The sequence below is a fragment of the Amycolatopsis pigmentata genome (assembly GCF_042684065.1).
Classification (GTDB): Bacteria; Actinomycetota; Actinomycetes; order Mycobacteriales; family Pseudonocardiaceae; genus Amycolatopsis_E; species Amycolatopsis_E pigmentata.
Genome location: NZ_JBHUKR010000001.1, coordinates 40,218 through 50,309, shown reverse-complemented (window position 1 = coordinate 50,309; position 10,092 = coordinate 40,218). Strand labels below are relative to the sequence as shown.

The window sequence follows — 10,092 nt, the reverse complement described above, 5'->3', positions numbered from 1 at the left end:
ATTCCGCCTGTTCATGTGAGGTGGCGCTGTTCGCCGGGTGCTGGGTATCCGGGTAGCCCCGGCCGATGGCCCCTACGACGGTGACCTCGTCATCCGCCTCGCCCCTCCGGCCGATCCGCTCTCCCTGCTACCGCCCGAGCGCCTTGCGGACGTCGAGATGCTGCTGGCTTTTGACGGCTGGTGGCAGTGTGTTGGCCGGTGGTGTGGCGTGGACGACCGGTGGTCCCACATCGTCGCACCGAATACCGCCGCCGTGATGGACCTGCACGGCGACCTCCGCGCTCGGACTCAGCTTCTGCGCGAAAAGCCATCCGCGTAGTGAGCTTGCGCCCGACGCTGCCGCGTGGTCGCAGCGCCGTCATGCGGCAACGTCCGGAGTCGAGGCATTCCTGCGGTTGGCGTGCGCGATCATTCCGCTTCCGCGGACTGGTCAATCTCTCACTTTGCTAGGGGTTCGACGGACTTTGTGCCAGAGCCATTTTTTGCTGTCCGCCGACAGCACACCAAGGAGAAGGCGCCGCGCACCGGGCATGAGGTCAGCCCGCGGACGGTGCTGGGTGTGGCCGCACCACGGTCATGACCAGGCGATTCAATCGCCACCAATGAATCGCCAATGCGGAGGCGGGCATGCTTTGCCCGGTCATGCAAGACGCGATCCTGGGAGGACTCATGGGGCTCATTGCCCGGAGCATCGTGACCGCCGCGCTGGCCGCCGGCCTGTGCCTGTCGACCGCCGTGTCCGCGAACGCCTCGCCGGCCGCAACTCTTGAGTGTGGAACGATCCTCGGCTTCGGTGGTCCCTTCGGCACACAACCTGTCGGGGCGGTCTGTGTGTCGATCGGCAACGGACAGGTCAGTGGGTATGACGGCGTCTTCCCTGGTGGTACCACGGACCTATCGACCTGGATCACCCAGTGCAATGCAGCCCAAACGGTCTGCTCCATTGTGCCGGGCACGGAGGTCTTCTCCCCGATAACCCCAACGGTACCCACGACGCCCGGCGAGTTCTACGAGGCCTGCACGTCTTTCATCGTCACCAACGCTGGGAACCAAATCATCGCCGGTGGATGCAGCCCATTGGTCGCGGCCTGACTGACTTGGTTCACCGTGGGGCCGACCGCCACTGTAACCGATCTGGGGGGTGGCGATGGCCGATAACTAACAATTTCCCAAGAACGTTCCTGGCGGTTGTCAACCGTCACGCTCTAATTTCGGATGGCGCGCCAGTAAGAGCCCCGATCACAAAGTGAGGTAGGCTCAGATGCGTTTACATCTCGGTTCACGTCGTCGTCGCTTGGTCACGGTAGTGCTCGCCGCCCTCCTTGCGATGGCCGGTGCGATCAGCACCGCCCAATCCGCGAATGCGGCGGCGAACATCGACGAGTGGACGTGCAACAACACCGTTTCACAGGAATTCTCGGTGTGATCGAGGGCGATGGATGGCATATCCCGCGGGCAGTGACTGACCCCCGCGGGGCGGGGGCCTGGGGCAGCGACCCGGCCCCCGCGCGCTCAGGGTTGGCTGCCGGTGACTCGAGCCGATGGCGTTGCATGCGAGCGGATCCGGTAGGTCTTACCCTCTGTCCGCGAGGACCACGCGGGCCGCGATAGATCTCCCGGTGGTTGCGCGGTGCCGGAACGTAACCCTGGCGTTCTCTGTGGTGACCGGCGAGGATGCCCGGATGGATTACGAGGTGACTATCGCCGACGTTGTCGCGCGGCCCACCGCCGTCATCGCCGCGAGGACCACCTGGTCTGAGTTCCCGGCGGTATGGGGACAGCTTCTCGGCGAGGTGTGGGACTGTCTTCGCGCGGGCGGTATCTCCCAGGGTTGCCGCAACATCATGCTGTACCGGGACAACGTGCCCAACGTCGAGGTCGGCGTCCTGCTCGACCAACCGTGCCCGCTCACCGGACGCGTGGTCACCTCCGCGCTACCCGCAGGGTCCGCGGCGACAACCGTCCACTGTGGTCCCTTCGGGGAGGTGAGGTCGGCCCACGACGCCGTTCTCCAGTGGTGCACCCAGCACGGACACCGGCCGACCGGCACTCGCTGGGAGATTTACGGGCCGCACAACGACGATCCCGCCCAGCAATGGACCGAGGTGTACTGGCTGCTTTCGTGAGCGGCCCGAGGCGAACAACCGGCCACTCGCTTCGGCGTCATTCGACACTCGTGCTCGCCGGATTCCAACCGGCCACGCGAAAAATGCGGCACAATAATGGAACGTCGCCCACGGCCCGATCGGTCATTTACTGGCCGGGTGACTGCACTGTCATGCCGATGAGCGGAAGCCGCGGCCCGTGGTCGTCCGCCTGAGTTCCCCTGCCGGAGGTGCGTGGGCCGTGGAGGTCGGGTCAGCGGTCCTCGTGGTGGTCGGTGGTCAGGCGGTCGAGCCATTCGTCGAGCAGGTGTCGTTCTGCGCTGCTGAGCGTGGTCTGTTCGGGTAGAAGCGCACGCAGCGCCCGGGCGGCGCCGGCGGGGCCCGCGTCGCGTACGGCGGGTTCGTCGAGGGTGACGGCGGTGATCATCGCTTCGCGCAGGGTGGTCAGGAGGGCGGGGTCGCGTTGATCATTGGGGAGCGACAGCCAGGTGAGCACGGCTCCGCGGGCGGTCGCGTGGATGAGGGAGGCCGCGAGGTCCTCACCGACGCGCAGTCGGCCGCTGGTGGCGAGGCGATGGATGCGTTCGAGCAGGATCTTCATGCCCGCTCGGAAGGCGGCTGAGTCCGTGCCGCGCCTGGGTTCGCCGTACATCAGCGTGTATAGCTCGGGATTGGCGAGCCCGAACTCGACGGCGAGGTCCCAGCCCGCGCGCAGGTCCTCGACGGGATCCTCCGGACGGGCGTCGGCGTGTTTGGCCGCGAGGAAGGTGGCGTAGCCGTGCTCGGCCACGGCGTCGAGCAGCCCGTCCTTGTCGCCGAACAGGCGATAGATCGCCGGGGCCTGCACCCCGGCGGCGGCCGCGACCGCCCGGGTGGTGACTGCCTCGCGTCCCTCGTGCGCAAGGAGGTCCGCCGCCGCCTCGACGATTCGCTGCCGGGATACCGCACGCACCTCCACCTCTGCGTCCTCCGTGCCACCAACCATGTATCGAGGATAACGAAAAGTTGCTTCCATTGATGTTTCCGATGATACGGTGTGTTGGGTATCGTCGGAAACATCGGCTGGAGGAGTGCTGACATGTCCGAAAAGCTGCGCATCATCGCCCTTGAGGAACACGTGGTCCTGCCCGTCCTGCTCGACGCGTGGGCGAAGGCGGGGGTCCGGCCGCACGTCTACGGCGACGATCACCCAGTCACGCGACGGCTGTGCGATGTCGGCGACCGGCGCCTCGCCGACATGGACGAGCAGGGCATCGACGTCGCGGTGCTGTCCCTGACCACTCCCGGGGTGCAGAACCTCCCGGCGGCCGACGCCGTGCGCGTCGCGCGTGAGGCCAACGACGCGCTCGCCGAGATCGTCGCCGCCCATCCCTCGCGGTTCCAGGCATTCGCCGCCATCCCGACGTCTTCGCCCGAAGCCGCCGCCGAGGAGTTGGAGCGCGCGGTCACCCGCCTCGGTTTCCGCGGCGCGATGTTGTACGGCCGCACCGGCGACAAACTCGCCGACGCGCCGGAGTTCGACGACCTCTACGGAGCCGCCGAACGACTTCGCGTCCCGCTGCACTTTCACCCCCAGGCCCCAGTGAGGGCGATCCAGGAGGCGTACTACTCGGGCCTACCGAACGGCGTGGGGGCGGCACTGGCGACCGCCGGGCTTGGCTGGTACTACGACCTGGGTGTGCAGTATCTGCGGATGATCTTCTGCGGAGTGTTCGACCGCCATCCCGGACTGCGGGTGATCGCCGGGCATTGGGGCGAGGTCGTCCTGTTCTACCTCGACCACATCGGCTTCCTGCGGGAGATGGCCAAGCTGCAGCGGCCACTGGCCGACTACTTCCGGCAGAACTTCTGGGTGGCCGGCAGCGGCACGGTCAGCGAGCGCTACCTGCGCTGGACGGCCGAGGTCGTCGGGACCGACCGCATGCTCTACTCGACCGACTACCCATACACCTTCGGCACCCGCCCCGGCGGCTTCCCCTACCTGGACACCAGTCGCGGCGTCGCCCGATCCTTCCTCGAGAACGCGCCGTTCACCGAGCAAGAGAAGGCCGCCATCGGATCCGGCAACTGGGAACGGCTGACCGGCCACCTCACAGCCGGCCACCAGCCTCGCCAACCAGCATGACGCACACATAGCCACCGCCGGTGGCATCCCGGACTATCAGAACGCGGGACTGGACCAGCTTCGCGCTGCCGGAGGAACGCGATGCCTTGCCGCGTGCGGCAAGGTGTTGCATCTAATGCAATAAATCCCGGCGGCCACGGTGAGTCCGGAACAGTCGAACCCGCCGCTGGGTCAATATCGCCTGATGCTCCGCGGAATTCGCTACCCGGGGAGTCGGGCGGAGAGCCTTGTACCCACGCAATTCCCGCTGCCGGCTGTGCTCGAGCTTCGTATCTTCGCCCAAGTGCTGGCCCGCCACTCGGCGATCGCGTCTTCGTCCCGCTCGCAGCGCGGCACGCGGGCACCTGTGAGGTCCAGTCCATCCGATGCGGCAGGTAGGACGTGCCCCGCGGCGTGCGGGAGATATGAAAGGACCGGCCGATCAACTGGGTCACCCGGGCCAGGGCCGGCGCTGGTCCTCGTCTCGACCGTAAGCAGCCGGGTCGGCGGATTTGGTACATTTCTGGGAGTTGATGTTCGTTCGAGCCCGTCGGCAATAGCGTCCGCGTCGATGTGTTGATTTTTGGAACGGAGTAAGTTGATGGCCGAGGACCTGCTTTCGGGGTCGGATTCAACGGCTGTGTCCGCTGTCGGGACACAGATGGCCGTTTCGGCTCGGGATCTTGTGAAGGTCTACGGCAAGGGTGACGCCGTGGTGCGAGCTCTTGACGGGGTCACGGTGTCGTTCGCCGCGGGACAGTTCACCGCGATCATGGGGCCGTCGGGTTCGGGCAAGTCGACCCTGATGCACTGTCTTGCCGGTTTGGACACATTCGACTCCGGTTCTGTCCGCATTGGGCAAACGGACATCGCGCAGTTGTCGGACCGTGAGCTGACCACGCTGCGCCGGGACCGGGTCGGCTTCGTGTTCCAGGCGTTCAACTTGCTCCCCACCCTGAGCGCGGAGCAGAACATCCTGCTCGGATTGGAGCTGGCCGGGCGTAAGCCGGAAGGTTCCTGGTTTGACACCATCGTGGCTTCGCTCGGGCTGCGGAAGCGGTTGCGGCACAAGCCGAGTGAGCTGTCGGGCGGGCAGCAACAGCGGGTCGCGTGTGCGCGGGCGCTGGTGACGAAGCCTGATGTAATTTTCGCGGACGAGCCGACGGGTAACTTGGATTCTCGTTCTGGCGCTGAGGTTTTGGATTTCCTGCGGATGTCGGTGCGAGAGCTGGGACAGACGGTGATCATGGTGACGCACGACCCGGTTGCCGCGTCCTACGCCGATCACGTGGTGCTGTTGGCTGATGGTCGGCTCGCCGGTGAGGTCGCACGCCCGACCACGGACTCGGTGTTGGCCGCGCTGAAGACCCTGGGTGCGTGATGGTCAAAACTACTCTGGCGGGCATCAAGTCCCGTTTCGGTCGGCTGTTGCTGTCCTCGATCGCGATCATCATCGGGGTCGCTTTCGTCACGGGCACCCTGATCACGGGTAATGGTCTCGACCAGAGCATGCGCGAGAATTTCGCCCGTCAGACCAGGGGCGTCGACGTGCAGGTGAGTGCGGACGGCGTGGACGAAATCACCCCGGCCGTGCTCGACCAGATCCGCAAGGTACCCGGGGTCGCCGCGGCCGATGGCCGGACACAGACCAGGTTGCCGCTGATCAACAGCAAGGGCAAGGCCGTCGAGGTGACGGGGTACAGTCTGGAGGGCGACAGCCGGCTGCGCGAGTTCGACTTGCTGCAGGGGCGCTTTCCGGCCAAAGCCGACGAGATCGCCATCGACCCGTCCGCGAAGACCACCTTCAACCTCGCGGTCGGCCAGAAGATGTCGCTTCTGGGTAAGAACAACGAGCCCGTGCCGATGACCATTGTCGGCGTCTTCAGCCAGGGCACCAGTTCGGCGACCTTGTACGGGCAGTACGTAGTGCTCACCCCGGACGCGTTGCTGGCCTACGCCACCCAACCGGGGTTCTCCTCCGCGGTCGTGGCCGCGGACACCGGGGTCAACCAGGATGAGCTGGCCAAGCGGATCGCCGCCGCGGTGCCGCATACCAAGACCATGACCGGTGCCGAGTACACCAACGAGACGCTGATCTCCGCGGGCAAGGGCTCCGCCAGCGTCACGCAGTTCCTGTTGGTGTTCGCGTTGATTTCGCTGGTGGTGGCCGGGATGGTCATCTACAACACGTTCACGATTCTCATCGCGCAGCGGACCAGGGAACTCGCTCTGCTGCGGTGCGTCGGCGCGCATCGTGACCAAGTGTTTCGCAGCGTGCTGACCGAGGCGGTACTGATGGGTCTGTTCGCCTCCGCGATCGGCTTCGCCGCTGGAATCGGAACCTCGGCACTGCTGCAACGACTCGTGGCGAGTGTCGGCCCAGGTGCCGGCGGCTCCGCGGTCCGGGTCCCCATCACGCCGTCGGTGGTAGTCGCGTCGTTCGCTGTCGGTGTGGTGGTGACGGTGTTATCGGCGGTGGTGCCGGCCTGGCGGGCGACGCGGGTGGCTCCGTTGGCCGCTTTGCGCTCGTTGCCGGACGGTAAGAACGAGGTCGGGCGCACCGGCTTCCTGCGGATCGCGCTCGTGGTGCTCCTGGCTCTGATCGGCGCGGGTATCTGCGTGATCGGCATCCGCGGCAGTGGCAGCAACAACCCGGATTCGCTGGCCTTCATCGTGACGGGCCTCGGCACGATGGTGTTGTTGTCGGCGGTGATCGTGGCCGGGCCGCTGCTGGTCGGTCCGGCGAACCAGGTACTTGGCGTGATGCCACGGTGGGTGTTCGGCGTGCCGGCGAAGTTGGCCAGTGCCAACGCTGTCCGGAATCCGAAACGGACCGCGGCGACCACCGCGGCGTTGATGATCGGGGTGACCATCGTGACCATGATCACCGCGACCGCCACCAGCGCCAAGGAGACCGTCACTTCGAAGATCCAGGAGAGATACCCCGCCGACTACGCCATCGGCACGTCGACGGACGACCGCCTGCTGCCGGTCGCACTACCCCAACAGCTTCGCGCGTCACCGCAGATCGAGTCGGTGATCACGACCACGCGGACGCGGCTGACGGTCGGCTCCGACTCCGCGGACGTCACGGCGGTGGACACCGATGCGATCAACACGGCGCTGACCCCGAGCACGGTCAACGGTGACCTGAACCAGCTCACCACAACCGGCACCATCGCCATGCTCCGATCCACGGCTCAACACTTCAACGTCAAGCTCGGTGACCAGATCCCCGTCAGTTCCGACAGTGGCAAGCAGCTGCTTACCCTCGTGGCCACCTACGACATCGACGACCAGCACCCCGCTCCGCCGGTCGCGATGACCGGGGACACCCTGGCCAAGGTGGCGCCGGCGGTCACCGGGTACTCGCGGATTCTGGTCAAGGCCAAACCCGGGGTGAGCCCGCAGGACAGCCAGGCCGTCGTGGACAAGCTCACCGACCCGATTCCGGTTGCCAAGGTGGACAGCGTGGCCGCGAACAAGACCGAGGTGAGCTCCCAAGTCGACTCGATGCTGGGCATGATGTGGGCGCTGGTCGGTTTGGCCGTGGTGATCGCGTTGTTCGGTATCGCCAACACGTTGTCGTTGTCAGTGCTGGAGCGCACGCGGGAGTCCGCGCTGCTGCGGGCACTAGGACTGACCCGAGGGCAGTTGCGGTTGATGCTGCTGATCGAGGCGGCGCTGATGGGGATGTTGGGCGCGGTACTGGGTGTGGTGCTCGGCGGCGGGTTCGCCTACCTGGTGCTCCAGTCCATTAGCTCCAAGGACTTGCACATGAACGTGTCGTTGCCAGTAGGACAGCTCGTCGTGCTGGTAGTGGTCGCGGTCGTGGCCGCTTTGATCTCCGCCCTGCTGCCGGCACGCCGGGCCGCGCGTACTCCGATGGTGGCAGGGATGGCCGAAACGTAGTCCCTGAGCCACGATTCGTCCTCAGCCCGTCTGCCCGGCCAGCCCAACAGGCAGGCATCGCGGGCTGGGGCGGACCACTGTGAAGTTGTCAAACAATAAGAATCCATTGTGTTGTGTGGTATGGAGTGAGCTTGCCCGGGGATGGCGGACACGTCACGGTGGTCTGGTGACCACGGAAGGGTGTCTGGATGCCGAGGACCGGCGGAGGGGTTCTCATCGTCACCGCCCCTCCGGCGAAGAATTCCCGGTCCGAAGCGGGGAGACCAGGAGTACGGTCTCGCGCGAAGATCGCACCGACCCCAGCCAGCAGCAAGGCGACGGCGCCCGCTCCGCACAGGCTGAGCGCGAAATAGAAGAAGGGGTCTGTGCCTTTAGGCGCGGTCCGGCCGAGTCCGACAAGAACAATGATCGCGAGGAGGCTCACGCTCAACGCCATGCCGACGATCCTGCCCGCCCCGCGGAGGTCTGGTCTCACGATGTCACGTACCAATCGGATTTGGCTTGCATGGCGCCGACATCCTGGTTGCACCGCCCCAAATACCTTCACCGGACAGCGGCGCACTCATTGAGGACTGGATGTCCACCAATCTCTTGTCTCCCCTCCAGATCGAGCCGTCGAACTTGGACGTGTTCAACGGGGTTCCGGAACGCCGATGGGCAGGGTCGCGGCCAGGCCCCAGACGTGGCGGCCGTCGAGCCTTTCGGTGGCGAGGCCGTAGCGCTCGGCCAGCCGGGCAAGCGTTTGTGCGGCATGTTCCAGCACCGGCAAGTTCGTCGCCGCGACGCGCAGGGTCGCGTTCGTGCGGGTCGCGGTGACCGACCGGCTCGTGGTGACCGAGATCGTCACCGCCGCGTGTGGCGCCGCCGCGAGCAGGCCGCGCACCACCTGCGGCGCGCTCGCCGCGGAAAGGCGGGCCCAGCCGCCGAGCCGGAACGTCGCCTGCGCGATCGGCCCGCTGTGCCAGAGCCGCCACTCCTCCCTCACCCGGGCCCGGCCGGCGGTGACGTGCGCGAGCGAGGCGACCGTGCCACAGAACGCCCGCTCGTCCAACGCGATGGTGGACAAGCGGTCTCGACGGAGCCGCCGCCGCACGCGCCGCAACGCGTTGCCGAGTTCCCGTTGGAGGTCCGTGTCCTGATGCATCCCGATCGTGCGCAGAGCCTGCAGCGCGACCCACGCACGCGGCGTCTGCTGTCCGGGGCCGAGGTGGTGGATCACTTGCACGGCGAAGGCCAGGTCACGTTCGTCGGACGGCGGGAGCATCGCCTCGGCGGGCGGTAGCGGACCCGGTGTGGGTTCGAGGACCGCACTGACTCCCGCCGCGCGGCTGACCAGGAAAACCGGGTCGCCGTCAAGAACGTCTTCGGCCCCCTGTGCCTCCGGCGCGATCGACCGCAACAGCGCTCCGCCGGCGGCGCCCGGCAGGTCGTGATCATGTCGCCGCGACAGGTAACCGGACGAAACCAGCAGCCATTCGTAGACCCAGCGGCCACGAATTCGCGTCGCGGTGATCGCGACGACGACCAAAGCTCCAAACGCGACGAAACCGGTCGCGATCCACGAGTGGCCGATAGTGAGGACGAGCGCCAGTGCCGCGAGCTGCCAGCAGATGATCTGGACCACTCGGACGCCTGCCCGGCGCCGTTCCGGTGGCCGGGCAGGCGCCGGTTTCGCCGGATCGGCCGGCATTTCGCGCGGCGCGGTCGCCGGCCTGATGTCTGTCCACTGTGGACTGATTTGGGCCGCGGAGGCCGCCCGCAACGCGGCCACCGCGGCCGCGTGAGCCGCCTCACGCGAGCCCGCCGCGGCTGGGCTCGCTGTGCTGTAAGGAGTCGGCCGCGCGGCGGGAACCGCCTGTGGTGGTGCGGACAAGTGCGGCGGTGCCGCCTGGGGCGCGCCAAGATGAGTCACCGGAATCCCTCCTCGAGCCGTCCCCGTCCAGCTTGCCGGGGGAACCTGAGTTTTCGGTG

Annotated in this window: 9 protein-coding genes; 6 read left to right on the top strand and 3 right to left on the bottom strand. The window is 66.7% G+C overall.

The genetic code is table 11. From position 1 onward, the window contains the following. Window positions 1-37: 37 nt before the first annotated feature. The 3 genes from ACFSXZ_RS00165 to ACFSXZ_RS00155 all read left to right on the top strand — a co-directional run bounded on the left by ACFSXZ_RS00165 (window position 38) and on the right by ACFSXZ_RS00155 (window position 2,126). The gene (locus ACFSXZ_RS00165; protein WP_378259903.1) at window positions 38-319 is read left to right on the top strand and encodes a hypothetical protein; all 282 of its coding nucleotides are present in this window, start codon (window positions 38-40) and stop codon (window positions 317-319) included. 350 nt (window positions 320-669) lie between these two features. Beyond that, window positions 670-1,092 (top strand): hypothetical protein, encoded by a 423-nt coding sequence (locus tag ACFSXZ_RS00160; protein ID WP_378259902.1) that lies wholly within the window; start codon window positions 670-672, stop codon window positions 1,090-1,092. Between the two features lie 590 nt (window positions 1,093-1,682). Next, window positions 1,683-2,126: a GyrI-like domain-containing protein gene (locus ACFSXZ_RS00155; RefSeq protein WP_378259901.1), complete on the top strand. Its 444-nt coding sequence runs from the start codon at window positions 1,683-1,685 to the stop codon at window positions 2,124-2,126. A gap of 232 nt (window positions 2,127-2,358) precedes the next feature. On the opposite strand, the gene ACFSXZ_RS00150 is transcribed toward ACFSXZ_RS00155, so the two are convergent. Further along, entirely contained in the window at window positions 2,359-3,090 is a 732-nt protein-coding gene (locus ACFSXZ_RS00150) for a TetR/AcrR family transcriptional regulator (protein WP_378259899.1), read from the bottom strand. A gap of 93 nt (window positions 3,091-3,183) precedes the next feature. On the opposite strand from ACFSXZ_RS00150, the gene ACFSXZ_RS00145 reads away from it, so the two are divergent. The 3 genes from ACFSXZ_RS00145 to ACFSXZ_RS00135 all read left to right on the top strand — a co-directional run bounded on the left by ACFSXZ_RS00145 (window position 3,184) and on the right by ACFSXZ_RS00135 (window position 8,121). Next, the gene (locus ACFSXZ_RS00145) at window positions 3,184-4,230 is read left to right on the top strand and encodes an amidohydrolase family protein (protein ID WP_378259897.1); all 1,047 of its coding nucleotides are present in this window, start codon (window positions 3,184-3,186) and stop codon (window positions 4,228-4,230) included. Between the two features lie 640 nt (window positions 4,231-4,870). Next, window positions 4,871-5,590, top strand: coding sequence for an ABC transporter ATP-binding protein (locus tag ACFSXZ_RS00140; protein ID WP_378259895.1), 720 nt, complete (start codon window positions 4,871-4,873; stop codon window positions 5,588-5,590). After that, the gene (locus tag ACFSXZ_RS00135; protein WP_378260000.1) at window positions 5,590-8,121 is read left to right on the top strand and encodes an ABC transporter permease; all 2,532 of its coding nucleotides are present in this window, start codon (window positions 5,590-5,592) and stop codon (window positions 8,119-8,121) included. Before ACFSXZ_RS00140 ends, ACFSXZ_RS00135 begins: the two co-directional genes overlap by 1 nt. 88 nt (window positions 8,122-8,209) lie before the next feature. Here the strand turns inward: ACFSXZ_RS00135 and ACFSXZ_RS00130 are convergent, their stop codons facing one another. Beyond that, window positions 8,210-8,557, bottom strand: a complete 348-nt coding sequence (locus ACFSXZ_RS00130; protein WP_378259893.1) for a hypothetical protein — start codon at window positions 8,555-8,557, stop codon at window positions 8,210-8,212. A gap of 195 nt (window positions 8,558-8,752) precedes the next feature. Further along, entirely contained in the window at window positions 8,753-10,033 is a 1,281-nt protein-coding gene (locus ACFSXZ_RS00125) for a hypothetical protein (protein WP_378259891.1), read from the bottom strand. Window positions 10,034-10,092 lie beyond the last annotated feature (59 nt).

Excerpts from the sequence above, each read along its gene's own strand:
- ACFSXZ_RS00160 (WP_378259902.1), top strand. The coding sequence starts at position 670 with ATGGGGCTCATTGCCCGGAGCATCGTGACCGCCGCGCTGGCCGCCGGC.
- ACFSXZ_RS00155 (WP_378259901.1), top strand. The coding sequence starts at position 1,683 with ATGGATTACGAGGTGACTATCGCCGACGTTGTCGCGCGGCCCACCGCC.
- ACFSXZ_RS00150 (WP_378259899.1), bottom strand. The coding sequence starts at position 3,090 with ATGGTTGGTGGCACGGAGGACGCAGAGGTGGAGGTGCGTGCGGTATCC.
- ACFSXZ_RS00145 (WP_378259897.1), top strand. The coding sequence starts at position 3,184 with ATGTCCGAAAAGCTGCGCATCATCGCCCTTGAGGAACACGTGGTCCTG.
- ACFSXZ_RS00140 (WP_378259895.1), top strand. The coding sequence starts at position 4,871 with ATGGCCGTTTCGGCTCGGGATCTTGTGAAGGTCTACGGCAAGGGTGAC.
- ACFSXZ_RS00135 (WP_378260000.1), top strand. The coding sequence starts at position 5,590 with ATGGTCAAAACTACTCTGGCGGGCATCAAGTCCCGTTTCGGTCGGCTG.
- ACFSXZ_RS00130 (WP_378259893.1), bottom strand. The coding sequence starts at position 8,557 with ATGGCGTTGAGCGTGAGCCTCCTCGCGATCATTGTTCTTGTCGGACTC.